A 26,448-nucleotide genomic window follows, 5' to 3' on the forward strand; every position below is an offset into this window, starting at 1 on the left:
GGCCGGGGCGGCCGGCCGCGGTCTCCCGGCCGGCCGCCGTGGACCGCCCGTCGGCCCGCCGAGCGTTCTAGGCTCTATTCCATGACCGAACAAGCAGCTCCCTACATCTCCCACCCGCGGATCCTGGTCCTCGGCGTGTGCCCGGGCAAGCCGGGCGAGCCGCCGTTCCGGATCATGGAGATCGACGGTCAGGTCGTCGGTGAGGCCAGGACCGTCACCGACGTCCTGGAGGCGGCGGCCTCTCACGGCATCACCATTCACGATCTCGACGACCCGGACGTGATCCGGTTCGTGGGCGGGGACAAGTACACCTGGCGGCCGCGCTGAGCGGACCGCTCAGCCGACCGTCCACTTCTGGTTGGCGCCGCCCGTGCAGGTCCAGATCTGCAAGCGCGTCCCGTTGGCCGGGTTGTTCCCGGTAACGTCGAGGCACTTGTCCGCCTGCGGGTTGACGATGTCGCGGGCCGCCGGGAGAGCCCACTTCTGGGCGGGGCTGCCGTTGCAGTCCCACAGCTGGACGGGGGTGCCGTCGGCGGTGCCGCCGCCGCTGACGTCCAGGCACCTGCCGAGCGCCCGCAGCGTGCCGTCCGAACCGACGGTCCAGGACTGCGCGTTCGTGCCGTTGCAGTCGTAGAGCTGGACCGGGGTGCCGTTCGCGGGGTTCGCGCCGGCCACGTCCGCGCACTTGCCCGCCAGGCCCCGGATCGGCACCCCGGCGGCGCTGCCGCCCGTCGTCACCGACACCGAGTCCACCACGAGTGTCTGCGGGAACTGTGTGGAGCCGTCCGGGTCGCCGGGCCAGTAGCCGCCGACCGCGAGGTTCAGGATCAGGAAGAACGGCTTGTTGAACACCCAGGTCTTCCCGCCCAGGTCGGCGGGGGTGCGGCGCTGGTAGACGTTGCCGTCCACCGACCAGGTGATCGAGTCGGGCGCCCAGTCGACGGCGAAGGTGTGGAAGGCGTCCGCGAAGGCCTGGCCGTTCGGCAGGGTGTAGCCCGCGCCTATGCCGCCCGAGCCGGAGTAGCCGGGGCCGTGGAGGGTGCCGTGCACGGTCGACGGCTCGAAGCCGACGTTCTCCATCACGTCGATCTCGCCCGAGTCCGGCCAGTTGACCGGGGTGCCGAGCATCCAGAACGCCGGCCACATGCCCTGCCCGCGCGGGACCTTCATGCGCGCCTCGACATGACCGTACTGGGCGGTGAACTTCCCGGCGGTGTTCAGCCGGGCCGAGGTGTACTGGCAACTGCCGTACCAGCACTGGTAGCCGGCCGGGTTCTCCTTGCGGGCCGTGATCACCAGGTGGCCCTGGCCGTCCAGGGCCGCGTTCTTCGTGCCCGAGGTGTAGTACTGCCGTTCGTGGTTGTTGACGTTGTCGCCGGTCTCCAGCGTCCACTTGGAACCGTCGACCGCCGCGCCCGCGGGCCCGTCGAAGGTGTCGGAGAAGGTGGTGACGGCGGCGGCCGCCGGGGCGGCGCTCTCGGCGCGCGCCGGACCGACGGCGGCGGAACCGATCAGCGCGGCGGACAGGGCGGCGAGGAGACATCTGCGGAGCAGGCGTGGGGAGGCCATGGCTCTCCGTTTCTCGTGGGGGTGGTCGTGGGGGGTCCCGCGGGATGCGTGTCTTGATTTAAGGGGTGAGATAAGGGGGCGTCAATACTCTGGTACGGACCAGGCGTCGGCGCCGGCGCGTACGGGCCCTACCGCCGCCCCGACGCCAACTCCCCGGCTCGGTTCACGGCGCCCGGTCCGGCCCGCCGGGCGCCGGACGGTCCAGCGCGGCGTCCAGGCCCGGGTGCGGGGGCAGCAGCCGCGCCAGGCCGGTGACCCGGATGACCCGCAGCGTCAGCGGGTGCGTGCACACCAGGTGCAGCTGTCCGCCGCGCTCCAGGACCCGGGAGCGCGCCCGGTACAGCAACCGCAGCCCCGAGCAGTCGAAGAACTCCACCGGCCGCAGATCGAGCACGGCCCGCACGCCGGCCCGGCCGGTGACCCGGTCGAGGAACGGGCCGATCTCCGCGGCGGCGACGAGGTCGATCTCGCCCCGGAACTCCAGCACCGTGTGCCCGCGGTAGGCGTACACGCCCAGCTGCCGGGTGAGGGACACAGGTTCCTGTCGCACCTCGGCACCACCTCCCACCCGCACACACCGACGTCGTTTTACGACCGTCAAGTTACCGTTGTTGTGAGGAATTTGAGCATGTTCGATTGACATATGTCGTCGACTTCGAGGCGTCAACCGTCGGCGCGGGTCGAGCGCGGCCTGTTCGACGGCGCCGGAACGTCTCCGCCCGCTCCGGCGTCGGAGACTCCGGACCACAGGGACACACAGGGGACAGGGGCGGGCATGCGCAGGGTGATCACAGCGGTGGTGCTGACGATGGTGACCGCCGTGACGGCGGCGGGCTGCGACGACGGCCCCCGGCCGGACCTGGTGGTGGAAGGGAGCCCGCCGGCCACCCCCTACGGCGGCCCGCTCGACGCGCCCACCAGGGAAGTGGACGAGAGCGGCCCCCGCGCGCTCCGTCTGGCCTCCGGGTCGGCCGGCCGGGCACTGGAGTGCGACGGGGAGATCTTCGACGGCCTCGGCCCCGACGAGTGGAGCAAGGCGGACGGCGGCACCACCCCCGAGGAGGGGCTGGCCCTCTACTTCGACATGGTCCAGCCGGAACTGCCCGACCACGGCTACCGGGTGGAGCGCGGAGAGCCGGACCGGGTGCTGTACTCCTACGACGTCGGCGGCCGCACGAAGGTGGCCGTCGTCGTGGCCAGGGACCAGCGGGGGAGGCCCGGCTGGGGCCCGGAGACCAGCGCCTCCTGCGACCCGGCCGAACTCCCCGAGAGCTTCACGGCCGGCACCGGCTGGGAGATCTGGACCGACCGCGCGGGCCGCAGGGTGCCGGTCGGCAGGTTGCACAGCTCGCCGGGAGCGGAACACTGCGACTGGCAGTCCGCCCATCTGCTCACCCTGGACGACAGGACGTACGCCCGCGACCCCTATGGCGTGCTCGCCGGCTACGGCCTGCTCCGCGCCCCGTACCGGGCGCAGGTCCGCATGCCCGCCGACGCCCGCGACACCGGCTACCACCGCGGCGGCCGGCACCTGTGGCTGACCGACGGCGAACAGACCGCCTACGTCCGCACGCCCGGCGGCGTGGAGGCCTGGCCGCGTGTGACGGACGACTTCGGCTGCGACTGACCTATGCGGCGGCGCGGGTCTCCCGGTGGCCGACGGTGATCGCCCACCGGACCGTGGACGGCGCGGTCACGCTCACCGTCCCCTGCTCCCGGGACTCCTTCAGCTCCAGCCGGTTGTAGACGCTGCCGACTTCTCCGGCGCCACACTCCACCGGGAAGCGCAGCCCGACCGGTTCGACCTCCACCGTCAGCCCGCCCTCGCCCTCGCAGTGCACGAGAACCGCGAGGGCACCGCTCTTGAGACCGCCCTTGATATCCAGCTCCCGGCTGCCGACGGCGTTCACGGCCTGAGCGACCACCTCGCCATCGGGCAGGGCCGGTGCCTTGGTCACGGTGTCACCGGGGATGCTGTCGGCACGGCCCGGGACCGGTGAGCGCGCCGCCGGGGACGAGGGGCGGGCGGATGGCTCGCGGCCGGCGTCGGGCGCGTCGCCGCCACCGCTGCCGCAGCCGGCGGCGAGAGCGGCTACGACGGCCAGCGTGACCGCGGATGCGACGGGGCTCGGTCTTCCCACGGGGGACCACCCTACGCGGTGCACAGGATGCGACGGCCTGGCGGGCATCGCGGACTCATGACCACACTGAACGGAACGGTCAGCGCGAAGAGGAAGGCCGCACACCATGACACCGCCCCCCGCCCGCTCCGCCGCGCAGCGCACGAAGGACACCCTCCACCGGCTGGAGAACGACGTCGACGCGTGGGTGGCCACCGCCGCTCCCGACGGTGCGGCGCCCCATCTCGTGCCGCTGTCGTTCGTGTGGGACGGCACCTCGCTGCTGATCGCCACCGCGGCCGACAGCCCCACCGGCCGGAACCTCGTGGCCACCGGCAGGGCCCGGCTCGGTATCGGTCCCACCCGGGACGTCGTCCTGGTCGAGGGCGTCGCCCAGGCGGTGACCCCTGAGGACCTCCCCGAGGAGGACGCCGAGGTGTTCGCCGGCAAGACCGGCTTCGACCCACGCCGACTGGCCGACCGCTACCTGTACTTCAGGGTCGTTCCGCAGCGGGTCCGGGCCTGGCGGGAGGCGAACGAACTCCACGGCCGCGATCTGATGCGCGACGGGCGGTGGCTGGCCGCCGACTGAGCCCGGGAGCGGGGAGCGGGGGAGAGGGGCGGCCGGGCGCGGGCCCGCTCCGGTCACCACCGTCCGCCGGCCCACCCCGGCCGCCCCGTGGCGGGGCCGGTCAGTCGCGGCCGCCCTTGTCCGTCGTCGGCCATACGCCCGTCGAGCGGGCGATGGCCTTCGCGCCGGTGCGGTCCACGGCGCTGCGTACCACCGCGAAGATCGCCCCCTGGACCGCCGCCGCCAGCAGGATCTCGCCCCAGCCGCGGTCCGGGTCCAGCGCGTCGGGCGCGTCGTCCTCGTGCCGGATCACCTTCCACGCCTTGCGGAACGCCAGCCCGGCCAGCGCGCCGCCCGCCCAGCTGAGCGCGAAGCCGAACGGCTGGTAGACGAGCGGGAGCTTCTTCTTCTTGTGCTTGTCGTTCTTGGCCATGTGTGACTCCTTCCTCGTCGGGCGGCCCTCATGCGGGCCGTCCCCGGGGGGCCACCCGTTCGCCCGGCGGGACCGGCCCCGGCGGCGTGCCGTCACCGAACGGCCGGCCGCCCAGCTCCGCCCGGTGGTGCTCGGTGAGCCAGCCGCCGAGATCGGGGCCGAGCGGCACGATCCCGGTGGGGTTGATGCCGGTGTGCACCTGGTAGTAGTGCCGCTTGATGTGGTCGAAGTCGACCGTGTCGCCGAAACCGGGCGTCTGGAACAGGTCACGGGCGTATGCCCACAGCACCGGGTGCTCCGCCAGCTTCCAGCGGTTGCACTTGAAGTGGCCGTGGTAGACGGCGTCGAACCGGACGAGGGTGGTGAACAGCCGGATGTCCGCTTCCGTGAGGGTGTCACCGACCAGATAGCGCTGCTCGGCCAGCCGCTCGCCGATCACTTCCAGCCGCCGGAAGACGGCCGCGCACGCCTCCTCGTACTCCCGCTGCCGGGTGGCGAACCCGGCCCGGTAGACCCCGTTGTTCACGTCCTCGTACACCTCGGCCATCACCTCGTCGATCTCCGCGCGCCGGGCGGCCGGGTACAGGTCCGGCGCGCCGGGGCGGTGCAGGGCGGTCCACTCGGTGGCCAGGTCCAGGGTGATGCGCTGGTAGTCGTTGGTGACCAGCCGCCCACTGGGGACGTCCACGATCGCGGGCACGCTGACCCCGCCGGGATAGCCCGTCTCCCGCCGGTCGTAGGCCTCGCTCAGGAACCGGATGCCGAGCACCGGGTCCCGGCCGTCCGGGTCCAGGGTGAACCGCCAGCTGCGGTCGTCCTGGACCGGATCGGCGACGGCCAGCGAGAGCGCGTCCTCCAGCCCCAGCAGACGGCGCGAGATCACCGCCCGGCTCGCCCACGGACAGGCGCGGGAGACCACCAGCCGGTAGCGGCCGGCCTCCACCGACCAGCCGTCCCGGCCGTCGGCGGTGATCCGGTCACCGAAGTGGCTCCGGGACCTGGTGAACGCCCGGTGTCCGTAGGCGCTGTTGCCGTCGCCGCCCATGTCTCCTCCTCGTCGGCCGGTCCCCCTGGCCCACGCGTTCCCCGTTTCGCGCGGACCGCACGGTGTGAGGGGCCCGGTCGGGGGCAACCGCCGATAGGTGAGCGGAACATCCTCGAACCGGCGCGACACCGGCGGTCACAGCGACCCCGCCCCCACCTCCGACGCCCCTGCCCACCAAGGCCCCGGCTCCCGGAGCGGCGCCGAGGGCGACCGGTCCACCCGGGTCACCGTTCTCGTCGCCCTCGCGGCCAATCTGGTGATCGCCGTCGCCAAGGCGGTCGGCGGTGTCCTCGCCGGCTCGCCCGCGCTGCTGTCGGAGGCCGCGCACTCGGTCGCCGACAGCCTCAACGAGGTCTTCCTGCTGGCCGCGCTGAGCCGCAGCCGCCGCCCGGCCGACACCCGGCACCCGTTCGGTTACGGCAAGGAACGCTTCTTCTGGTCCCTGCTCGCCGCCGTGGGCATCTTCGTCATGGGCGGCTGCTTTTCCTTCTTCCAGGGCCTGGAGGCGCTGCACGGCGGCGCCGAGGAGGAGTTCGGCGGCTATGTGGCGGGCCTGATCGTGCTGGGTGTGGCGCTGGCCGCCGAGGCCGGCTCGCTGCTGCGCGCCCTGCACCAGGTGCGCTGGGAGGGCGGCGGCCTCGGCGGGCTGCGCGACCCCGCGCTGCGCACGGTGGTCGCCGAGGACGGCACGGCGGTCCTCGGCGTGACGCTCGCCCTGGTCGGCATGGCCCTGCACATGGTGACCGGGCAGGCCGTGTGGGAGGCGTCCGCCTCGCTGGCCATCGGGGTGCTGCTGGTCTACGTCGCCTACCGGCTCGGCCGCGACGCCCGCGACCAGCTGATCGGGGAGGCCGCCGACCCGGAGCTGAGCGGCAGGATCCGGGCGCTGCTGCGGGCGCAGCCGGAGATCGACAGCGTGGAGGCGCTGTTCACCATGAAGCTGGGCCTCGACTCCACCCTGGTCGCGGCCCGCATCGATCTGATGCCGGGTCTGGACAGCGAACGCGTCGAGGAGGTCGCCGACCGCATCAAGCGGTCCCTCGCCCGGACGTTCCCGGACGCCGGCCAGATCTTTCTCGACGTCACCGACCGTGCCGGGGGCGGGGCACAGGAAAGCCCCGCCGCGACGGGGGAACGCGGCGGGGCCTGACCGACGAGTGCCCGGAGCCGTGCCGGTTCACACGAGCCCGGAACAGATTTTTCTGAAACGCGGCGGTTCCCGGCCGAAAATCAGCTCTGGCCGGGGGAGCCCTCGGCAAGCGGTTCCAGCACGAAGACGGGGATCTCCCGGGAGGTCTTGCGCTGGTAGTCGGCGTACGGTGGATACGCGGCCACCGCCCGCTCCCACCACTCGGCCTTCTCCGCCCCGGTGATCTCCCGGGCCCGCATGTCCCGCTTCACCGGGCCGTCCTGCAGCTCGACGTGCGGGTCGGCCTTGACGTTGAAGTACCAGACCGGGTGCTTGGGCGCACCGCCGAGGGAGGCGACCACCGCGTACCGGCCCTCGTGCTCCACCCGCATCAGCGGCGTCTTGCGGAGCTTCCCGCTCTTCGCGCCCCGGGTGGTCAGCACGATCACCGGCAGCCCGGTGTCAAGCAGCGTCGTTCCCTTCGTCCCGCCGGAGCTCTCGTACAACTCGACCTGCTCGCGCACCCATTGTTCCGGGCTGGGTTCGTACTCGCCCTCAAGAGGCATGGGATCCGATTCCTTTCATGTCATCCGGCCGGCGGTCATCCGCCACGAGCGTCAACAACCGTGGCCGCCGGAAACATCCGTACCGCGCGCGGTGCTTCCCTCACGGGCCGTCGCCACCCGCACCTCGTGCGGCGCAGTGGTCCCGCGGCGGTGGCCGGTTCTCGACCCCGGGAGCCGGGGTACTTCGGCCAGAAGGCGAAGGTCGCCGAAGTGGCCGAACTTCCCGTCGACCTATAGATGCCTGGGGCATCTAATGAAGATCGGCACGACGCACCTCACTCGTCTGCGAGGTCTTTCCATGACGGAACTGACGGACACCACCGGCCCGGCCGACGCGGCCGAACCCGTCGCATTCCCCCAGGACCGCACCTGCCCCTACCACCCCCCGACCGGCTACGACCCGCTGCGCGACGGGCGGCCCCTGTCCCGGGTCACCCTCTACGACGGCCGTGAGGTCTGGCTGGTCACCGCGCAGGCCACCGCCCGCACCCTGCTCGCCGACCCCCGGCTGTCCACCGACCGCCGCCGCGACGGCTTCCCCGTGCCCACCCCCCGCTTCGAGGGCGGACGCGACCGCAAGCTGGCCCTGCTCGGACTGGACGACCCCGAGCACCAGCAGCAGCGCCGGATGCTGATCCCGTCGTTCACCGTGAAACGCGCCACCGCGCTACGCCCCTGGATCCAGCGGATCGTCGACGGACTGCTGGACGCCATGATCACCCGGGGGCCGGTCGCCGACCTCGTGTCCGCCTTCGCGCTGCCCGTGCCGTCCATGGTCATCTGCGAACTGCTCGGCGTGCCCTACGCCGACCACGAGTTCTTCGAGGAGCAGTCCCGCCGACTGCTGAGCGCCTCGACCAGCGCCGACACCCTGGACGCCCGGGACCGGCTGGAGACGTACCTCGGCGACCTGATCGACGCCAAGGCCAAGGAGGCCGAGCCCGGCGACGGCATCCTGGACGAGCTCGTCCACAACCGGCTCCGCAAGGGCGAGCTGGACCGGACCGACCTGGTGTCGCTCGCCGTCATCCTGCTGGTCGCCGGGCACGAGACGACCGCCAACATGATCTCCCTGGGCACCTACACGCTGCTCCAGCACCCCGAGCGCCTGGCCGAGCTGCGCGCCGACCCCGCGCTGCTGCCCGCCGTCGTCGAGGAACTGCTGCGGATGCTGTCCATCGCCGAGGGGCTGCAACGGGTGGCGCTGGAGGACATCGAGATCGACGGCACCACCATCCGGGCCGGCGACGGCGTCCTCTTCTCCACCTCGGTCATCAACCGGGACACGGCCGTCTACGACGACCCGGACGACCTGGACTTCCACCGCGCCGACCGGCACCACGTGGCGTTCGGCTTCGGCATCCACCAGTGCCTGGGCCAGAACCTGGCCCGCGCGGAACTGGAGATCGCTCTCGGCAGCCTGTTCACCCGCTTGCCCGGGCTCCGTCTGGCCGTACCGGCGAAGGACATTCCCTTCAAACCGGGCGACACGATCCAGGGGATGCTGGAACTCCCCGTGACCTGGTAAGAGGCTTCGTTCATGCACATCGACATCGATATCGACCAGGACGTCTGCATCGGCGCCGGGCAGTGCGCGCTGGCGGCACCGGGCGTCTTCACCCAGGACGACGACGGCTACAGCACCCTGCTGCCCGGCCAGGAGAACGGCGTGACCGACCCGATGGTCCGGGAGGCCGCCCGCGCCTGCCCGGTCAGCGCGATCACCGTGCGGGAGCGCACCGCCTGACGGGTACGGCGGTACGGCGGCCCCGGGCGCCGTACCGCCGTGGCCGTGCCGCTACCGCACGGCGCGGACGTAGGCCGCGCTGCCCGGGGTGGACACGTCCCGGTCCCGGCGGACGATGCTCAGCCGGCCGCCCCAGCGGGCGCGGGCCGCGTCCAGGCCGTGGTCGGTGTACTCGATGTCCACCACCCGGTCGTCGAACGCCTCGGCGTACACCCCGCACTCGTCGTACTGACCGCACTCCTCCGTCACCGCGAAGTCCAGTCCCGCCCGCGCGCGCAGGCCGGCCAGTTCCGCGGTGTTCTTCTGCGCGATGGCCAGGTGCCGGGCGTGCGCGTGCCGGGACAGCAGGGCCATGAACGCGGTCGCGTCGGCCGTGGTGAGCAGTCCGTCGGAGCGGGTGTAGCTGTCGTAGTTGTCGGGTTCGACGGCGTCGAAGCCCTTGTCCGCGCAGCCGTCGATCCAGCCGTTCACCCGCTTCGCCACCCGCTCCCGCTTGGCCGGGGTGCGGATGTCCAGCAACGGCTCGTCCCAGTCCTCGTCGACGACGAGTCCGCCGCGCCCGTCGCGCAGCAGCAGATCGGCCGGCCAGGAGGAGCGCTCGGCGGGCTGGGCCTGGAACGCGTTGACGTAGCAGATGTTGTACAGGCCCGGGGCGGGGGAGTCGGACCGGTCGCGGCTGACCACGCGCACGCCCCGGGGCGGGGGATAGGCGCCGCCGATCTGGTAGTCGAAACCGGCACCCTTCGGGGGCAGCCGCACCGCGGCGGGTCTGCCGGAACCGTCCTCGTCCCGGTCGCCGGACGCACAGCCGGCCAGCGCCGACACCGTGACGGCCAGGGCCGCCGCCAAGGCGCCCAGGGCCCTGCGCGACCCCGGGGCGCGGGGAACACCCATGGGGGGCACGTCCGCTCCATCCTGCCCACGCCGGGCGGCGCGGCACGTCCCAGGATCAAATCGTCCGTCCGCCGCCGTCGTCAAGTCGCTTCCCGGGCCACGTCGTAGGCTCGCCACTGATCATCGTCTCGACGGCAGGAGCAGCAACGATGCAGTACGTGAAGCTCGGTTCGACCGGCCTGGACGTGTCGCGGATCTGTCTGGGCTGTATGACGTACGGCGTGCCGGACCGCGGCACGCACGAGTGGACCCTCGACGAGGAGGCGTCCCGCCCGCTGATCCGGCAGGCGCTGGAGGCGGGCGTCACCTTCTTCGACACCGCCAACGTCTACTCCGACGGCACCAGCGAGGAGATCGTCGGCAAGGCCCTGCGGGACTTCGCCCGGCGTGACGAGATCGTGCTGGCCACGAAGGTGCACGGCCGGATGCGGCCGGGTCCCAACGGGGCCGGTCTGTCCCGCAAGGCCATCATGACCGAGATCGACCACAGCCTGCGCCGCCTCGGCACCGACTACGTCGACCTGTACCAGATCCACCGCTACGACCACGCCACCCCGATCGAGGAGACGATGGAGGTGCTGCACGACCTGGTCAAGGCGGGCAAGGTGCGCTACATCGGGGCCAGTTCGATGTACGCGTGGGAGTTCGCCAAGGCGCAGTACACCGCCGAGCGGCACGGCTGGACGAAGTTCGTGTCCATGCAGAACCACTACAACCTGCTCTACCGCGAGGAGGAGCGGGAGATGCTGCCCCTGTGCGCGGACCAGGGCGTCGGCGTGCTGCCGTGGAGCCCGCTCGCCCGGGGCCGGCTCACCCGCGACTGGGGCACCGTCACCGGACGCAGCGCCACCGACGAGTTCGGCAGCGGGCTGTACCCGGAGAGCGACCGCGCGATCGTCGAGGCGGTCTCCCGGATCGCGGCCGGCCGGGGCGTGCCGCGCGCCCAGGTGGCCCTCGCCTGGCTGCTGCACCAGGACACCGTGACGGCACCGATCGTCGGCGCCGCCAAGCCGGGGCACATCGAGGACGCGGTGGCCGCGGTCGGCCTGGAGCTGACCGGCGAGGAGATCGAGGAGCTGCAGCGGCCGTACACCCCGCACGCGGTCAGCGGTCACTGACCGCGCGCGGTCGGGCCGGTGGGCCCGCCGGGCGGCGCGGGACGGCCGCGACCGGCGGCTCCGCGCCGTGAAGCCGGCGTGGGGCGGCCGTCACCGACCGCCCCACGGGGCCCGTCCGGCTGTCCGGCCCTCCGGTGGGGACTCACGCCCCGTGAGGGACGGTCGTATCGGGCCGTCGGGTCACGGCCGGTGATGCGGTGGCGGTGGCGGGATCGTGGTCAGGCCGGGGGCCGGTTCCGGCCACACCAGCAGGACCGGGCAGGGCGCGTGGTCGACGGCGAACCGGGCCGCGGGGCCGAGACTCCTCGGCCCGAGCCGGGTCCGGTCCCCGTCCCGCGCCAGCACCAGCAGCCCCGCCCCCTCGGCGGCGGCCACCACCTCCCGCTCGGCCCGGCCCGACCGCTCCTCGCGCACACAGGGCCGGCCCAGCCGCCGGGCCGCCGCGTCCAGCAGCGCGGACGCCGACGTGCCGCCGAGCGCCTCCAGCCGGTCCCCCGGATCCCGCTCCCAGCCCTCGGCCGGGCGGTGCCCCGAGCGGTGACCGCGCCCGAGCAGCCCGTCGAAGGCCCCGTGCGCCACCGCCGGCACCTCGGGGCCGCTCACATGGAGCAGCACCACCTCGGCGGCCCGGGGCGCGTGCGCGCGCACCGCGTCCACGCAGGCCGGCCAGGTGCCCTCCACCAGCCAGGCGATCACCCGCATCCGCCGAACCTCCCGCCGCCACCCGCGTTTCCGACAGCGCAACCCGCCGGCCCCTCAGAGAACCAGCAACGAACCCCACAGTGCCACCACCGCGACCGCGAGGGACGACGGCACGGCGAGCAGACCGAGCCGGGTGAACTCCCCGAGGTTCACGTCGTGCTCGTGCTGGTGCACGATCCGGCGCCACAGCAGCGTGGCCAGCGATCCGGCGTAGGTGAGGTTCGGGCCGATGTTCACCCCGAGCAGCACCGCGAGGACCGCCCCCGGCCCGGCCGGGGCCGCCAGCGGCAGCAGGACCAGCACCGCGGGCAGGTTGTTGATCAGGTTGGCCAGCAGCGCGGCCAGCGCGGCGGTCCCGAGCAGCGCGGCGAGCCCCGTGCCGTCCGGCACCACATGGTCCAGCACGTCCGCGAGCCCGTTGTCGACCACCGCCCGCACCACGATGCCCAGCGCCAGGACGAACGCCAGGAAGGCCGGGGACGCCGCCCGTACGACCGTCAGCGGGGTCGCCCGGCGCCGCGCCAGCGCCCGCCCGGCCAGCACCAGCGCGCCCCCGGCCGCCACCCAGGCCGGTTCGACGCCGAACAGCGACGCCACCACGAACCCGGCCAGTGTGCAGCCCACGGTCACCAGCGCGAACAGCGGCAGGCGCGGCGGGGTGCCGGCGGCCCGGTCCGCCGGGGCCGCCGCGGCGAGGTCACGGGCGAAGAACCGCCGGAACACCAGGTACTCGACGCCGATCGCGGCCAGCCACGGCAGGGCCATCAGCGCCGCGAACCGGGTGAAGCTCAGCCCGCTCGCCGCGAACGCCAGCAGGTTCGTCAGATTGGACACCGGCAGCAGCAGCGAGGCCGTGTTCGACAGATGCGTGCAGGCGTACACATGCGGTTTGGGCCGTACGCCGGTGCGCGCGGCCGTGGCGAACACCACCGGGGTGAGCAGCACGATCGTCGCGTCCAGACTGAGCACGGCGGTGATCGCCGACGCCAGCGCGAACACGGCGGACAGCAGCCGCACCGGGCGGCCGGCCGCCCACCGGGCCGTCCACGCCCCGCACGCCTGGAACAGCCCCTCCACGTCGCAGAAGTGGGCGATGACCAGCACGGCCGCCAGGAAGCCGACCACCGGGCCCAGCCGCTCGGCCTCGGCGCGGGCGTGCGCGAGCGAGATGGCGCCGGTGGCCACCGCGATCCCGGCGGCGGGTACGGCCATGACCGCCTCCGCCCGGCCGAAGGGCCGTACGACGGCCCAGGCCAGCACGGCGACCAGCAAAGCGGCGGACAGGGCCGCGGCGAGCGGGGTGTTCAGGGCGAGTCCTTCGGGGGAGTGATCACGGGGTTGCCCGCCCATGAAAACAGACCGGAGGCCAGGGACCGGTCAGGGCTCGGTAAGGGTCCGGTCAGGGGCCCGTGCCCGGGCTCAGCACCGTCAGCCGGACGGACGAGGCGTTGCCGGAGACCGGGACCGGGCCGCCCGGCCAGGCCACCCGCAGCGCGTCCCGTTCGTCCGGCGGGGTGACCAGCAGCCCCGCCGGTGTGGCCGCCCTCGCCCCGCTGACCTCCGGGTTGGAGAAGGTCAGCCCGGCCCAGGCGCTCTGCCCCGGCCGGACCGTGACGGTGACCGGGGTGCCCGGTGCCCGCTTGGGATCGGCGCCGACCTGACCACCGGAGGCGTTGACGAAGGCCGCGCCCGGATAGCCGCGCAGGGTGCAGGTGCGGCCGGAGGTGTTGGTGAGCACCACCGGGAAGTTCTCCTGGCCGGCGCCCGGGTCGTTGCGGCCCACCGAGGCCCGCAGCTCGGAGGTGTGGCAGCGGGAGCCGCCCGCGCTCGTCGCGGGGACGGCGGCCGTCGGACCGTCCGGGGGCGCCGTCGTCCGCGGCGGGGCCGGCGAGGCGGTGCGGCCGGGGGCGGAGGCCGTGTCCGGGGCGGAGGCGGTGGCGGTGGCCGGGGCGGACGCCGGGGGGCCGGGGGTCTCCCGCGCGGGGGCGGCCGTACCGGGAGAACCGGCCGGCGGATCGCTGCGGACGTCCGCGCCGCTGCCGTTGCCGCAGCCGGCCAGCAGGCCCAGCATGGCGGCCGTGCTCACGAGCAGGGCCCCGCGCCGCGCGGACCGGGGGGTGTGCACCATGTCGTTCAACACTCCTGAAGGGTCGTGGCACGCGACCGGGGTGCGTGCCTGGTGCGCCGGGTGCGCCGTTTCTCCCCGTCCGATGCGCGGACCGCCGGAAAAGTTCGGGGCACGCGGGTTCTTTTCCCCGATTCGCCCCTCGGCAGGCGCCGTTCAGGCCAGCCGCAGCGAACGCAGTACGCCGTCGGTCGCGTCGCCGTCACCCCGTTGGCGTATCTGCACATACACCTGCGGCCGGGCGGCACCGCCCGCCGGGGCCAGCGCGGACTCGGTGACCGAGCCGCCGTCCGGGCAGCCGCTCCAGGACCGGACCAGCCCGTGCCAGCGGGCGTCGGCGAAGTCGCGGGCGCCCGTGTAGCGGCAGCCGGGGTGGGTGAGCGCCGCGACCTCGGCGATGACGTCGCCGCGCGCGCTGACGCCGGCGAACACCCCGTCCACGGGTGCCGTCAGGTCGGGCCAGCGGGAGAGGTCGTCGGCCACGACCAGGCCCGGCTCGTGCCCCGCCGCCAGCCCGAGCACCCGCGGGTCCCAGCCCGAGCCGCGCAGTTCGCGGCCCCAGCCGGCGGGCACCGTCAGCGTGACCCGCCCGCCGGCGTCGGTGATCCGCACCCGGTCCGGCCCGCCGCCGTCCCGGTGCGGGTCCACGGTCACCACGACCGCGGCGGCGCCGGCGGCGAGGACCGCGGCGAGTGCCAGGGTCACCGGGCCGGCCCGGGCGCGCAGCCGGCCCAGCCGCCGCGCGGACGGTGCCGGGGGCCGCGCGGCCAGCCGGTCCAGTTCCCGCGCGAACGCCAGGGCGCCCGGCCAGCGCCGCGCCCGGTCCGGCTCCAGCGCGCGCAGCAGCGCCCGCGCCACGTCCTCGCCCAGCTCCGGCCGCAGCCGCCGGGGCGGCACCACCTTGCCCGGCGGTCCCGGCACGGTCCCGGTGAGCAGCTCGTAGCCGACCGCGCCCAAACTGTAGACGTCCGCCCGCGCGTCGATGCCCGTCCCCGGCTCGGCCTGCTCCGGCGGCCGGTACCCGGCCGAACCCGCCGCCAGCGTCAGCACCGAGGCCTGTGCGAGGCTCTTGGCCAGGCCCAGGTCGGCCAGCAGCACCCGCCGGGAGCCGTCCGGGGCGGTGCCCAGCAGCACATTGGCCGGCTTGATGTCGCGGTGCACGATGCCCGCCTCGTGCAGCTCGGCGGCCCCGCGCGCGGCCTCGGCGGTCAGCGTCAGCGCCTCGGGCACCGGCAGCGCACCGCCCGCCGCCAGCTCGGCGAGGCTCCCGCCGCCGGCGTACTCCATCACGAAGTACGGCCTGCCATCGGGTAGTTCGCCGATGTCGTAGACCTGCACCACCCGGCTGGAGCCGGCCCGGCGCAGCAACCTGGCCTCGGACAGGAAGCGTTCGCGCACATCGAGCCGGTGGGCCCAGTTCTCGGCGAGGACCTTCACCGCCACCGGCGCCTGGAGCTCGGGGTCGTGGGCGAGCCACACCAGCGCGAACGCGCCGCTGCCCAGCGGCCGTTCGAGACGGTACCGGCCGATCCGCTCCGGGGGCTGCATACGGCTATCATGCCTGGCCCGAGACCGACGTGAAGGGGGCCTGGCCGTGCCGGACCGGACGTCGACCGAGGAACTCGCCCGCCGTGCCGCCGCCGGCGACGGCACGGCCCTGGAGCTGCTGCTGGCCGAGATCCGGCCCGAGACCGTGCGCCGCTGCGGCCGCTTCCTGCCCTGCCGGGAGGACGCCGAGGAGGCCGCCCAGGACGTGCTGCTCCAAGTGGCCCGGCACATCACGGGCTTCGAGGGCCGCAGCCGCTTCGGCACCTGGCTGTACACCGTCGTCGCCAACTGCTGCCGGCAGAAGTACCGCGAGCTGAAACGCCGGGCCGCCGAACAGCCCGCCGCCATCGACCCCGGCCACGCCGTCGACCCGCGCACCACCAGCGTCATCGCCGGTTCCCGGGTCGATCTGCTGGAGGCCCTGGAGCGGCTGGAGCGGGAACATCCGCAGCTGGTCGCGCCGCTGGTCTACCGGGACATCTGCCGGCTCGACTACGCCGAGGCGGCCGAACGCGCCGGGATCCCGCTCGGCACGCTCAAGTCCCGGCTGCACGAGGCCCGCAAGCGGGTACGGCCCTGGCTGGCCGCCTCGGCGTAGACCGGTGGCTTCCACGCGCCCTACCGGTCCTGCTCGAACAGCGGCAGCTCGGCCCAGATCGTCTTGCCCTCCGCCGTGTGCCGGCTGCCCCAGCGCTGGGTGAGCTGGGCGACCAGCAGCAGGCCCCGGCCGCCCTCGTCGAAGACCTTGGCCCGCCGCAGATGCGGGGCGGTGTGACTGGCGTCGAAGACCTCGCAGGTCAGCGTGTTCGCGTCGTGGATCAGCCGGAGCCGGATGGGGTGGGCGCCGTACCGGATGGCGTTGGTGACCAGCTCGCTGACCACCAGCTCGGTGGTGAACGTCGCCTCGCTCAGCGACCAGTCGGACAACTGCTCCACGACCTGCTTGCGGATCGGCGCGACCAGCGCCGGGTCGGCGGGGATGTCCCAGGTCGCCACCTGCGAGGCGGGCAGGCCCCGGGTGCGGGCGAGCAGCAGGGCCACGTCGTCGGGGGCGCCGCCGTAGGGGAGCAGGGTGTGCAGGACCCGGTCGCAGGTCTCGTCCAGGGAGCCGGCGTACGCCCCGAGCGCCGCGTGGAGCATCTCCCGGCTGGTCTCCGGGTCCCGCTCCCGGGACCACACCAGCCCGTCCGTGTACAGCGCGAGGACCGTTCCCTCGGGCAGCTCCACCTCGGCGGACTCGAACGGCAGCCCGCCCAGGCCCAGCGGGGGACCGGCGGGCAGGTCCAGCGCGCGGGGTACGCCGCCCGGCTCCAGGACCACGGGCGGCGGATGGCCGGCGCGGGCCAGGGCGCAGCGCCGGGACACCGGGTCGTAGACGGCGTACAGACAGGTGGCGCCGACCTCGCCGGGGCTGCCCGCCTCGCCGGCGCTGGTGGTCCCGGACTCGTCCGAGAGCCGCAGCACCAGGTCGTCCAGGTGGGTCAGCAGCTCGTCCGGGGCCAGGTCGATGTCGGCCAGGGTGCGCACGGCGGTGCGCAGCCGGCCCATGGTGGCCGAGGCCCGGATGCCGTGCCCGACCACGTCCCCGACGACCATCGCGACCCGCATCCCGGACAGTGGGATCACGTCGAACCAGTCCCCGCCCACCCCGGCGCGCGCGGCCGGCAGATACCGGGAGCAGGCCTCCAGCGCGGCCGTGTGCGGCAGCGAGCGGGGCAGCAGGCTGCGCTGGAGGGCGAGCGCCGTCTCCCGCTCGCGCGAGTAGCGGCGGGCGTTGTCGATGCAGACGGCGGCCCGCGCGGTGATCTCCTCGGCCAGCAGCACGTCGTCCGGGGTGAACGCGTCCGGGCGCCGGTGCCGGCACAGCACCGCGACCCCGAGGGTCAGCCCGCGCGCCTGGATCGGCACCGACATCGCGCAGTGCACGCCGTACTCCCGCGCCCGTGTGCCGCGCTCGTCGTGCCAGTCCAGCCACCGGTCCATGGCGCCGGCCGTCAGCGGGGCGGCGATGGTGCGGCCCGCGGCCAGCGCGTCCGCCTGCGGGGACGACCGCGGGTACCGTTCCGTCTGCCCGGGGCCGATCACCGCCTCCGGTACGCCGGGCAGCACCGACTGCTGGGCGATCCGGCGCAGCCGCACCGGCGTGGTGACGCGGGCCGGGGGCTCGCTGTGGCCGTCCGGCGGGTCGAGCAGATCGATGCTGACGAAGTCGGCGAGCGCGGGCACGCACACGTCGGCCAGTTCCTGGGCGGTACGGGTGACGTCCAGCGTGGTCCCGATGCGCACGCTGGCCTCGTTGACCAGCTGGAGCCGCTGCCGGGCCCGCTGGTTGTCGGTGATGTCGTGCGCGGCCAGGGACACGCCCCGCACCCGGCCCGCCCGGTCCCGCACCGGCGCCATCCGGGCCAGCCAGGCGTGCGCCCGGTCCTCGCCGCCGGTGCGCAGGAAGGTCTGCACGTCCAGCGGCCGGCCCGAGGTCAGCACCTTGAGCAGGTCCCGTTCCAGCTCCTCGCTCTGCGGTTTGCCGCCGATCTCCGCGATCCGCAGCCCCCGGACCCGCTCCTCGGGCAGCCCGACGACGGCGGCCATCGCCTCGTTCATCCGGCGCAGCCGCAGCCGGTCGTCGTACACGGCGATCGCGCAGGGCGACTGGACCAGGCCCGCCTCGGCGAGCGGGTCCTCGGCGGCGGACGGTCCGGTGCCGGCGAGCGGGGTGACCACGAGCCAGTCGCCCGGCCGGCCGTCGCGCGGCGGGCGGTGGTGGGCGAGCAGCCACACGGAGACGGTACGGCCGTCGCGGTGGCGCAGGGCGATCGTGCCCTCCCAGCGCGGGCCTGGGGGCGCGGCCGGGGCGGGGGCGCCGGCGGCCAGCAGTCCGGCGGCGGGGCGGCCCAGGACGGCGTCCGCCGGGTGGCCGAGCAGGCGGACGGCCCCCTCGTTCCACTCCGTCAGCGTGCCGTCCTCGCCGATGACAGCCCGTGCCGTGCCCGCGTCGTCGAACGGATAGACCCGGCTCATCGTCGCCGCTCCCCAGCGCACACTCTCGGTGAACAGGTGGCACCACTCGGGTTCCAGCGTAGTGCGTGAAGCCCTCCGGCGAGCGGCGGCACCGGGGCCGGATGGCCGACTGGCCGAACGTCCCGTCCGGACTCTTGACGACCGCGTGGAGCAGGACGTCAGAATCTGTTTGTTCACGATCAATTATGAGCGGTTCTGATTCATGCTGAGCCGCGAGTCCTGAGTCCTGTTTCCTGAATCCCGATGGGGGATCCGCCTATGACGGTCACGCGCAGGTCGGTCCTGGTCGCGGCCACGGCAGCACCCGCGGCCGGAACGCTCCCGGCCCTCACGGCGGCCCCGGCCGCCCTCGCCGCCGAGGTGTCCGGCGCCGGCGGACGCCACACCGTGCCGCTGCGGGACGGCTGGCGGTTCCACCTCTGCGACCCGGTCGGCGCCACGGACCCGGCCGGCGACCCGGCGCGCACCGCCGGCCCGGAGTACGACGACTCGGCCTGGCGCGAGGTGGCCGTACCCCACGACTGGAGCATCGAGCAGACCCCCACCACCGAGCACCACACCACCGGCGGCACCGGCTTCCTCCCGGGCGGCCTCGGCTGGTACCGGCTCGCCTTCACCCTCCCGCGGTCCTGCGCCGGCCGGCGGATCGCGGTGGAGTTCGACGGCGTCTACATGGACGCCCACGTCTACTGCAACGGCACCGAGGCGGGCCGCCACCCCTACGGCTACACCGGCTTCGCCCTCGACCTCACCGGCCTGGTGCACACCGACGGCAGCACGCCCAACGTCCTCGCGGTCCGGGTGCGCAACCAACTGCCCAGCAGCCGCTGGTATTCCGGCAGCGGCATCTACCGCGAGGCCCGCCTGGTGATCACCGAGCCGGTGCACGTCGCCCGCTGGGGGACGTACGTCACCACCCCGGAGGTCTATGCGGACCGGGCGCTGGTGCGGGTGCGCACGACCGCGCGCAACGACGCCGGCGCCGCCGCGGACGTGGAGATCCGCTCCCGGATCACCGGCCCCGACGGCCGGACCGTGGCCCGTAGCGCCACCGCGATCGGCGTCGCCGCCGCCGGGGAGGCCGCCACGACCCACGAACTGACCGTCCCCGACCCCCTGCTGTGGGACTTCACGACCCCGGAACACCGCTACACCCTGCACACCGAGCTGTGCGTGGCCGGCCGCACCACCGACACCCAGCGCACCCCCTTCGGCATCCGCACCTTCCGCTTCGACCCCGACGAGGGCTTCTCCCTCAACGGCGTCCCCGCCAAGATCAAGGGCGTCGACCTCCACCACGACCAGGGCGCCCTCGGCGCCGCGATCAGCGTCGACGCCGTCCGCAGACAGCTGCGGATCATGCGGTCGATGGGCGTCAACGCCCTGCGCACCGCGCACAACCCGCCCGCGCCGGAACTGATCCGGGTCTGCGAGGAGTTGGGCATCGTGCTGCTGGTCGAGGCCTTCGACTGCTGGCGCACCGGCAAGACGAGGTACGACTACGGCCGGTTCTTCGACGAGTGGTGCGAGAAGGACGCCACCGAGATGGTCATGGCCGCCCGCAACTCACCGGCCGTGGTGCTGTGGTCCATCGGCAACGAGATCCCCGACTCCACCTCCCCCGCCGGCCTGGCCATGGCGGACCGGATCATCGGCGCGATCAAGGCTGCCGACGACACCCGGCCGCTCGTCATCGGCTCCGACAAGTACCGGCGGCCCCCCGCCAGGGGCTCGGCGGCCGACCTGATGCTCGCCAAGCTGGACGGCCTCGGCCTCAACTACAACACCGCCAAGTCGGTGGACGCCCTGCACGCCGCCTACCCGCACCTGTTCCTCTTCGAGTCCGAGTCCTCCTCGGAGACCTCCACCCGGGGCACCTACCAGGAGCCCGAGCACCTCAACACCGGCGAGAACCACACCCCGGGCAGGCGGGAGGTCTCCTCCTACGACAACAACCTCGCCTCCTGGACGATGAGCGGCGAGTACGGGCACAAGAAGGACCGGGACCGGAAGTGGTTCGCGGGACAGTTCCTGTGGTCCGGCATCGACTACATCGGCGAACCGACCCCGTACGACGTGTTCCCGGTGAAGGCGTCCTTCTTCGGCGCCGTCGACACGGCCGGCTTCCCCAAGGACATGTACCACCTGTTCAAAAGCCAGTGGACGACCGAGCCGATGGTCCACCTGCTGCCGATGACCTGGAACCACGAGGAGGGCGACACCGTCGAGGTGTGGGCGTACGCCAACGTGCCCACGGTCGAGCTGTTCCTCAACGGAAAGTCGCTCGGCGTACGGGAGTACGACGTCAAGGAGACCACCGACGGCCGCACCTACCTGGAGACCACCGAGGCCACCGGTGACGACAAGACCTTCACCGACGGCCCCTACCCGGGCAGTTACACCAGCCCCAACGGCAGTGCCGGCAAACTCCACCTGACCTGGAAGGTGCCGTATCAGCCGGGCGAGCTGAGGGCGGTGGCCCGGCGGGACGGCAAGGTCGTCGCCGGTGACGTCCTGCGCACGGCCGGTGCCCCGCACGCCGTACGCCTCACCGCCGACCGCGGGTCCCTCCCCGCGGACGGCCGTTCGCTCGCCTTCGTCACCGCCGAGATCACCGACGCGCACGGGGTCGTGGTGCCCGACGCCGGACACAGAATCGCCTTCGACGTCTCGGGCGGCTTTCTGGCCGGCGTCGACAACGGCCGCCAGGAGAGCGCCGAGCGCTACCAGGCGAGCACCCGCACCGCCTTCCACGGCAAGGCGCTCGCCATCGTCCGGTCCGGCGCGCGGCCCGGCACCCTCAAGGTCACCGCCCGGGTGGACGGTCTGCGCCCGGGGACCGTCCGCCTGCGTACCACCCCGGCCGGCCGGGCCGCCACCACCCCGCCCGCCGTGTTCCGGCCCGGCCACCCCGCGCCGCCCGGCTACCCGTACGCGGACGCGAGCTACTCCGGCCGCCCGGACACCCCGCCCGCCGCGATGCTGGACGGCGATCCGGCCACCGGCTGGTCCAACGCCTTCGTCAAGCAGGCCACCGCGCTGCTGCCCGCGTTCGACGGGGCCCGGCCCGAGGACTGGGTGTCGGTCGACTTCGGGCGCGCCCGGACCGTCGACCGGGTGGCCGTGTCCTTCACGGCCGACGCGGGCCACTCCCTGCCCGCGCGGGTGGAGGCCGCGGTGTGGGACGGGCGCCGCTACGTCCCGGTGACCGGGGCGCGGGTGCGGTGGGCCACCGCGTCCGACACTCCCACGGTCCTCACCTTCGCCCCGGTGCGCGGCTCCCGCCTGCGCCTGACCCTCACCAGCGCCCACCCGGGCCGCCCGGAGGGAGCGGTGCGCATCAGCCGACTGGACGTGTGAGAGGGGGGCGGCGAGGCCGGCCGGACGTGGCCGGGGGCAGGGGGGCCGGTCGGTTGGGTGAGGGCGGCCGGTACCGAGCGGTATACCATCCCACCTGGGGTTATTTACGCGTGAGTACCCGCGCGGTACCGTGAGGGCATGCCAGCTCTCAACGTGGAGTTCAGCGAACGGGAACTAGAGGACCTGCGCCAGATCGCCAAGGAGCGCGGGACGTCGATGAAGGCGCTGGTGCGCGAGGCCGCCGCCGCCGACATCGCCCGGCACCGCGCCCTCCAGGAGGGCGCGGAGGCCTTCCGCCGCTTCTTCGCCGGCCACGCCGAGGAGTTCGCGGCGGCCTTCCCCGACGACGAGCGCCCCCGCCGGGGCGAGGCCGCCTGACCGATGCCCTCCGTCATCCATATCGACGTTCCCTGGCTGCTCCAGCGGCACGAGGAGGTCCTGCCCGACCAGCCCGCCGTGGACGACTTCTCGGCGCTGGTCGCGGCCGTCGCCCGGCACCGGGTGGACCCGCCCCGGCTCGGCGTCGACTCCGACGCGGCCTGGCGGGCCGCCGCCCTGCTGCACACCCTCGCCGTGCTCAAGCCGCTGCCCGCCGCCAACGCCCGCTTCGCCTGCGCCACCGCCGTCGCCTACATGTTCGTCAGCGGGGCGGGCATCGACCCGCCCTACGGCGCTCTGGTCGACCTGGCCCGGGACCTGATCTCCGGCAAGACCGACGTCTACGGCGCCGCCGACCGGCTCCGCTCCTGGCAGATCTGACCGCGCTCCGGCCGACGGGGGAAGCCGCCGCAGCCGCCGGCCGGAGCGGGGCCTTTCGGGGAGGGCCGGGCCCAGTCCACCACCGGTCCGCGTTCTTCGGGAGCGTACGCGTCCGGCCGGTGTGCGCGCCCGTTTCACACGGGGCGCGAGGGAGCGCGCGGTGCCCGGTGTCACGACCGGACAGGAACCGTCCGAGCGGTGATCACTTCATGAACACAGGGAGTCATGAAGGGACTTCGGGTGGGCGGAGTCGGAATGTTTCAGGACGATTAACAACACGCTGTTTTTCGGCCATCCGGCCCGCCCCCGGACGGGGGAACCGCTCTGTTACGGGGCCCCGGCGTTCGAATTCCGTGACTTCACGCCACTGATTCAACACGAAAGGTTACTGAAACCCGTGGGTTCGATGTGAGTTTCGGCGGTGGACTCGGCAGAGTGGCGCACGCCGCTCCGGCACCCGACCGGGCTGGAGCCGGCAACCCGTCTGTTCGAGCGGAAGGATGCACACAATGCGGAACACCGCGCGCTGGGCAGCGGCCCTCGGCCTCACGGCCGCCGCCGTTTGCGGACCCCTGACCGGGGCCGCCGTCGCTGCACCGGGCGCCGCCCCGTCGTCGCTCTACGCCCCCTCGGCGCTGGTGCTCACCACCGGCCACGGCAACGACGCGGCCACGGCCACTCCGGACCGCGCCGTCACCCTGAGCTGCGCGCCCACGGCCTCCGGCACCCATCCCGCCCCGGCCGAGGCCTGCGCCGAGCTGCGCGGCCTCGATGGCGACCTCGACGCCCTCAAGCCCGCCGACGGCGTGATGTGCACCAAGGTGTACGAGCCCGTCGTGGTCACGCTCCAGGGCGTCTGGCAGGGCCAGCGCATCTCCTACGAGCGCACTTTCGGCAACGCGTGCATGAGGGATGCCGTGGGCGGCAGCCTCTTCGCGTTCTAGGACCGGGATCGCACGGAACCCCGTGAACACCGGATCAGGCCCGCAACTGGGGAGTGCGGCCCCTGGGACGGGGAACCTGCGATCTCGCACCGGGGCAGGCGGGCGGAGTGGGGCCGCCCGCCGGCTCCGGGCAACACAGCCGCTCCCCGGCCGGTCCGTGGGGGGCCGTCCGGGGAGCGGCGAAAAACGTACGGTTTCAGCGCGGCGGATCCGCCTTGCGCCGGTGACTCGTGTCGCACCACGGGTAGCGGCGGCTGCGCCGGCAGGTACACAGAGCGACGCGGAACCGGTCCGAGCGGACCGTGGTCCCGTCCTCCAGTTCGACTTCCACGGGCCCTTCCATCAGGAGGGGCCCGCGCCGTTGCACGGTGACCCGCCGGGCGGGCGCGGCGGGGGTTCCCGGTTCGCCGGCCGGTTCGCGCGGCGCGCTGTCAGCGGGGTCGTTGGGCACGGATGACCACCAGCTCTTCCTTGTCCTCGGACGGCGCGAGCAGCCCGCGCCGGCGCAGCCAGTCCTCCCGGGAGCGCAGCACCGGGCCGAACGGGACCCGGCGGCGCCGGACCACCTCGGCCGTCAGGCCCGCCGCCCGCAGCAGTTCCAGGGTGCGGTCCGGCCCGCTCAGCGCCGAGTGCACGATCAGCAGCAGTCCGCCGGGGCGCAGCAGCGCCGGGGCGTCCCGGCAGATCCGGTCCAGCAGCAGCCGTCCGTCGCTCCCCGCGTCCCAGGCCCGGGCCCGGCCACGCGGTCCGCGCCCGCCCTCGGGGGCCGGCACATAGGGCGGGTTCGCCAGGATCAGGTCGTAGACGCGGCCCCGGACCGGGGCGAAGAGGTTGCCGCGCCGGATACGCACCGGCAGCCGGCTCAGCCAGGCGTTCAGCCGGGCCGTCCACACCGCCTGCCGGGACACGTCCACCGCGGTCACCTCGGCACCCTGCCGGGCCGCCGCCAGCGCCAGGGCCCCGCTGCCGGTGCCCACGTCCAGCACGCGCGCACCGGGTGGCGGGGCCTCCTCACGCAGGGCCTCCGCCAGCATCTCCGTGTCGTCCTGCGGGGCGTACACGCCCGGGAGCAGCAAAAGGTTCACGTAGTCCGAATGCCCTTCGTCTCAGGATGTATGGGAAATCCGTCGCTCCGTCTTCCCCAGCCCCGTCGTTCCCAGAGGTATCCGCAGGCACGAGCGCCCCGCCCGCCAGTCGGCCAGCAGCCGCCGGGCCAGCCGCTCCTCCAGATGTTCGGTCGCGTCGATCCCGAAGGCGATGTCCGGCGCCAGCTCCGGCTCCTCGGCGAGCAGCCCGCCGATCACCTCGTGCCGGACCACCTGCTCGTGCACCGCGTCGGCCTCCACGTGCTCGTCGTAGAAGAACTCCGCGGCCGGACCCGCCCCGGTGCGGCGCATCGCCTCGGCGAGCCGTCGGGAGGCGGGCGAGGAGGTGATCTCCACCTCGGCGAAATGGCCCACCAGCGCGCCGCGCAGCCCGCGGTGCAGCCCGAACAGGGACATCAGGTTGACCAGGGCCAGCATCTCGGCCGGGGCCGCGTCCAGATGGCGGCCGTAGGCGGTGTCCAGGCCCAGGTCCGTCATCAGGTCGGCGAACAGCCGCGCGTGCACCCGGTCGGCCCGGCCGCCGCCGAACTCGTCGAACTCCACCGCGGCCATCGCCGCCTTCGCCCGGCCCCACAGCCGCGGCAGTACCCAGGCGTGCGGGTCGGCCTCCTTCAGGTGGTACAGCGAGCGCAGCGCCGCGTACTCCCGCACCTGCCACAGCTCGCCCTCCTTGTGCAGGAAACCGGCGACCCCGGTGCCCTCGGGCGGCACGACCAGCAGGGCGCCGAGCGCGTCGTCCAGGCTGTCGTGGACCGGGGTGTCGGCGCGCAGCGCGGACAGGAAGCGGTCCTCCAGCGCGGCCCGCACACGCAACAGCTCCGGGTCCCACTCGCGCTCCGCGGGCACCCCGGCGAAACCGCGGTAGTGCAGTTCGTAGCAGACGTACAGGGCGAGCTGGAGGTCGTCGCCGTACGGGTCCGCCGCCCCGGCCCCGGCGGGGTCGGGGAGCGGGCCCGAACCGCGCAGGTTCGCGGTCACCGCGGTGGACAGGGGGCCTCGGGGGCTGGGCAGCCGGGGTTCTCGCGCGTGGTGATTCATGAAGCCCGGGTACCCGGCCGACCGTGGATCAACGGCCCGGCCCGCCCACCAGGCCCACCGAACGGTGGCGCGGCCCGCGCACCCGGCCCACCGATCCATGGCACGGCTCCCCACCCGGCCCGGTGGTCGCTTGTGTGGCTCGGGTGCCCGGCCCGTCGGTCAGGGGTGCGGTTCGCGTGGTCGGCCCGTCGGTCAGGGGTGCGGTTCGCGTGGTCGGCCCGTCGGTCAGGGGTGCGGTTCGCGTGGTCGGCCCGTCGGTCAGGGGTGCGGTTCGCGTGGTCGGCTCACTCGCCCTCCGCCTGCTCCTGCGCCCCGGTGTTCGGGGTGATGGCGTCCCCGGCCTGGCCCGAGGCCTTGTCCTCGTCGCGCTTCTCGGCCTGCTCGACCTCCCGGAGCACCTCCTCCAGGGCCGACTCCTGCCGGTCTTCATGGTCGTCACGGCCGTTCCCGCCCGGCATGACCTCTCCTTTCCGCCGATGGGGTGATCTCCTGTGCGAGTTACCCGGCGGCGCCGTCCCAAGCGTCCGGCCGTCCGCTCGACGGCCGCCCACCGGCCCGTCGAGCGCGGGCAGGCGGTACGGCTCCCGGCACCGGCCCACGGCCCCGGGCGCCTCCGTCCGGGCGGCCGGCGCGGCGCTCGCCGTGCGCGGTGTTTC

General features: G+C 73.9%; 28 protein-coding genes. 12 read left to right on the forward strand and 16 right to left on the reverse strand.

Annotated features, from left to right (window positions below; translation table 11 throughout):
• The first annotated feature begins 81 nt into the window (after positions 1-81).
• Positions 82-327, forward strand: a complete 246-nt coding sequence (locus tag ABD350_RS16220; protein WP_344348803.1) for a hypothetical protein — start codon at positions 82-84, stop codon at positions 325-327.
• A 9-nt stretch (positions 328-336) separates the two neighbouring features.
• Here ABD350_RS16220 and ABD350_RS16225 read toward each other — a convergent pair whose 3' ends face one another.
• Together ABD350_RS16225 and ABD350_RS16230 are read right to left on the reverse strand one after the other, a co-directional pair.
• Complete coding sequence (locus tag ABD350_RS16225; RefSeq protein WP_344348804.1) at positions 337-1,569, reverse strand: ricin-type beta-trefoil lectin domain protein; 1,233 nt, start codon at positions 1,567-1,569, stop codon at positions 337-339.
• Positions 1,570-1,732: 163 nt separating this feature from the next.
• Positions 1,733-2,119, reverse strand: coding sequence for an anti-sigma factor antagonist (locus tag ABD350_RS16230; RefSeq protein WP_344348806.1), 387 nt, complete (start codon positions 2,117-2,119; stop codon positions 1,733-1,735).
• 225 nt (positions 2,120-2,344) lie between these two features.
• Here ABD350_RS16230 and ABD350_RS16235 point away from each other — a divergent pair, with 225 nt between their 5' ends.
• Complete coding sequence (locus tag ABD350_RS16235) at positions 2,345-3,196, forward strand: hypothetical protein (protein WP_344348807.1); 852 nt, start codon at positions 2,345-2,347, stop codon at positions 3,194-3,196.
• Between the two features lies 1 nt (position 3,197).
• On the opposite strand, the gene ABD350_RS16240 is transcribed toward ABD350_RS16235, so the two are convergent.
• Positions 3,198-3,710: a hypothetical protein gene (locus ABD350_RS16240; protein WP_344348808.1), complete on the reverse strand. Its 513-nt coding sequence runs from the start codon at positions 3,708-3,710 to the stop codon at positions 3,198-3,200.
• Positions 3,711-3,816: 106 nt separating this feature from the next.
• Between ABD350_RS16240 and ABD350_RS16245 the strand changes: the two genes are divergently transcribed.
• Positions 3,817-4,281 carry a pyridoxamine 5'-phosphate oxidase family protein gene (locus tag ABD350_RS16245; protein WP_344348809.1) on the forward strand — a complete coding sequence of 155 codons (465 nt, stop codon included), beginning with the start codon at positions 3,817-3,819 and terminating at the stop codon, positions 4,279-4,281.
• A gap of 100 nt (positions 4,282-4,381) precedes the next feature.
• On the opposite strand, the gene ABD350_RS16250 is transcribed toward ABD350_RS16245, so the two are convergent.
• Positions 4,382-4,693 carry a DUF4235 domain-containing protein gene (locus ABD350_RS16250; RefSeq protein ID WP_344348810.1) on the reverse strand — a complete coding sequence of 104 codons (312 nt, stop codon included), beginning with the start codon at positions 4,691-4,693 and terminating at the stop codon, positions 4,382-4,384.
• 28 nt (positions 4,694-4,721) lie between these two features.
• Entirely contained in the window at positions 4,722-5,738 is a 1,017-nt protein-coding gene (locus ABD350_RS16255; RefSeq protein ID WP_344348811.1) for a glutathione S-transferase family protein, read from the reverse strand.
• Between the two features lie 97 nt (positions 5,739-5,835).
• Between ABD350_RS16255 and ABD350_RS16260 the strand changes: the two genes are divergently transcribed.
• On the forward strand, positions 5,836-6,888 hold the full coding sequence (locus tag ABD350_RS16260; RefSeq protein ID WP_344348812.1) for a cation diffusion facilitator family transporter: 1,053 nt from the start codon (positions 5,836-5,838) through the stop codon (positions 6,886-6,888).
• Between the two features lie 80 nt (positions 6,889-6,968).
• Here the strand turns inward: ABD350_RS16260 and ABD350_RS16265 are convergent, their stop codons facing one another.
• Positions 6,969-7,433: a nitroreductase family deazaflavin-dependent oxidoreductase gene (locus tag ABD350_RS16265; RefSeq protein WP_344348813.1), complete on the reverse strand. Its 465-nt coding sequence runs from the start codon at positions 7,431-7,433 to the stop codon at positions 6,969-6,971.
• 298 nt (positions 7,434-7,731) lie between these two features.
• Between ABD350_RS16265 and ABD350_RS16270 the strand changes: the two genes are divergently transcribed.
• On the forward strand, positions 7,732-8,961 hold the full coding sequence (locus tag ABD350_RS16270; RefSeq protein WP_344348814.1) for a cytochrome P450: 1,230 nt from the start codon (positions 7,732-7,734) through the stop codon (positions 8,959-8,961).
• Between the two features lie 18 nt (positions 8,962-8,979).
• Complete coding sequence (locus ABD350_RS16275; protein ID WP_189989789.1) at positions 8,980-9,180, forward strand: ferredoxin; 201 nt, start codon at positions 8,980-8,982, stop codon at positions 9,178-9,180.
• A gap of 51 nt (positions 9,181-9,231) precedes the next feature.
• Here ABD350_RS16275 and ABD350_RS16280 read toward each other — a convergent pair whose 3' ends face one another.
• On the reverse strand, positions 9,232-10,074 hold the full coding sequence (locus tag ABD350_RS16280) for an endo alpha-1,4 polygalactosaminidase (protein WP_344348816.1): 843 nt from the start codon (positions 10,072-10,074) through the stop codon (positions 9,232-9,234).
• 149 nt (positions 10,075-10,223) lie between these two features.
• On the opposite strand from ABD350_RS16280, the gene ABD350_RS16285 reads away from it, so the two are divergent.
• Positions 10,224-11,192 carry an aldo/keto reductase gene (locus tag ABD350_RS16285; RefSeq protein WP_344348817.1) on the forward strand — a complete coding sequence of 323 codons (969 nt, stop codon included), beginning with the start codon at positions 10,224-10,226 and terminating at the stop codon, positions 11,190-11,192.
• Between the two features lie 180 nt (positions 11,193-11,372).
• On the opposite strand, the gene ABD350_RS16290 is transcribed toward ABD350_RS16285, so the two are convergent.
• The 4 genes from ABD350_RS16290 to ABD350_RS16305 form a co-directional block, all read right to left on the reverse strand.
• A complete protein-coding gene (locus ABD350_RS16290; protein WP_344348818.1) occupies positions 11,373-11,894 on the reverse strand; it encodes a universal stress protein in 522 nt (173 codons plus the stop codon).
• Positions 11,895-11,948: 54 nt separating this feature from the next.
• On the reverse strand, positions 11,949-13,244 hold the full coding sequence (locus ABD350_RS16295; protein ID WP_344348820.1) for an SLC13 family permease: 1,296 nt from the start codon (positions 13,242-13,244) through the stop codon (positions 11,949-11,951).
• Between the two features lie 49 nt (positions 13,245-13,293).
• The gene (locus ABD350_RS16300) at positions 13,294-14,022 is read right to left on the reverse strand and encodes a DUF4232 domain-containing protein (protein WP_344348821.1); all 729 of its coding nucleotides are present in this window, start codon (positions 14,020-14,022) and stop codon (positions 13,294-13,296) included.
• A gap of 153 nt (positions 14,023-14,175) precedes the next feature.
• Positions 14,176-15,567 carry a serine/threonine-protein kinase gene (locus tag ABD350_RS16305; RefSeq protein WP_344348822.1) on the reverse strand — a complete coding sequence of 464 codons (1,392 nt, stop codon included), beginning with the start codon at positions 15,565-15,567 and terminating at the stop codon, positions 14,176-14,178.
• A 46-nt stretch (positions 15,568-15,613) separates the two neighbouring features.
• On the opposite strand from ABD350_RS16305, the gene ABD350_RS16310 reads away from it, so the two are divergent.
• A complete protein-coding gene (locus tag ABD350_RS16310; RefSeq protein ID WP_344348823.1) occupies positions 15,614-16,165 on the forward strand; it encodes an RNA polymerase sigma factor in 552 nt (183 codons plus the stop codon).
• 20 nt (positions 16,166-16,185) lie between these two features.
• Here the strand turns inward: ABD350_RS16310 and ABD350_RS16315 are convergent, their stop codons facing one another.
• Positions 16,186-18,585 carry a SpoIIE family protein phosphatase gene (locus ABD350_RS16315; protein WP_344348824.1) on the reverse strand — a complete coding sequence of 800 codons (2,400 nt, stop codon included), beginning with the start codon at positions 18,583-18,585 and terminating at the stop codon, positions 16,186-16,188.
• A gap of 258 nt (positions 18,586-18,843) precedes the next feature.
• On the opposite strand from ABD350_RS16315, the gene ABD350_RS16320 reads away from it, so the two are divergent.
• From ABD350_RS16320 to ABD350_RS16335, 4 genes are all read left to right on the forward strand, one after another.
• Complete coding sequence (locus ABD350_RS16320) at positions 18,844-21,945, forward strand: glycoside hydrolase family 2 TIM barrel-domain containing protein (RefSeq protein ID WP_344348825.1); 3,102 nt, start codon at positions 18,844-18,846, stop codon at positions 21,943-21,945.
• A gap of 138 nt (positions 21,946-22,083) precedes the next feature.
• A complete protein-coding gene (locus ABD350_RS16325; protein ID WP_344348827.1) occupies positions 22,084-22,323 on the forward strand; it encodes a hypothetical protein in 240 nt (79 codons plus the stop codon).
• Positions 22,324-22,326: 3 nt separating this feature from the next.
• Positions 22,327-22,704, forward strand: a complete 378-nt coding sequence (locus tag ABD350_RS16330; protein ID WP_030607468.1) for a hypothetical protein — start codon at positions 22,327-22,329, stop codon at positions 22,702-22,704.
• Positions 22,705-23,213: 509 nt separating this feature from the next.
• The gene (locus ABD350_RS16335; RefSeq protein WP_344348828.1) at positions 23,214-23,648 is read left to right on the forward strand and encodes a subtilase-type protease inhibitor; all 435 of its coding nucleotides are present in this window, start codon (positions 23,214-23,216) and stop codon (positions 23,646-23,648) included.
• Between the two features lie 196 nt (positions 23,649-23,844).
• Here ABD350_RS16335 and ABD350_RS16340 read toward each other — a convergent pair whose 3' ends face one another.
• The 4 genes from ABD350_RS16340 to ABD350_RS16355 all read right to left on the reverse strand — a co-directional run bounded on the left by ABD350_RS16340 (position 23,845) and on the right by ABD350_RS16355 (position 26,250).
• Positions 23,845-24,099 carry a CDGSH iron-sulfur domain-containing protein gene (locus ABD350_RS16340; RefSeq protein WP_382467082.1) on the reverse strand — a complete coding sequence of 85 codons (255 nt, stop codon included), beginning with the start codon at positions 24,097-24,099 and terminating at the stop codon, positions 23,845-23,847.
• Positions 24,080-24,733 (reverse strand): HemK2/MTQ2 family protein methyltransferase, encoded by a 654-nt coding sequence (locus ABD350_RS16345; RefSeq protein ID WP_344348829.1) that lies wholly within the window; start codon positions 24,731-24,733, stop codon positions 24,080-24,082. Before ABD350_RS16345 ends, ABD350_RS16340 begins: the two co-directional genes overlap by 20 nt.
• Positions 24,734-24,754: 21 nt before the next feature.
• A complete protein-coding gene (locus tag ABD350_RS16350) occupies positions 24,755-25,792 on the reverse strand; it encodes an iron-containing redox enzyme family protein (RefSeq protein WP_344348830.1) in 1,038 nt (345 codons plus the stop codon).
• A 284-nt stretch (positions 25,793-26,076) separates the two neighbouring features.
• Entirely contained in the window at positions 26,077-26,250 is a 174-nt protein-coding gene (locus ABD350_RS16355) for a hypothetical protein (RefSeq protein WP_344348832.1), read from the reverse strand.
• Positions 26,251-26,448: the final 198 nt, after the last annotated feature.

The sequence above is a fragment of the Streptomyces nogalater genome (assembly GCF_039532885.1).
Classification (GTDB): Bacteria; Actinomycetota; Actinomycetes; order Streptomycetales; family Streptomycetaceae; genus Streptomyces; species Streptomyces nogalater.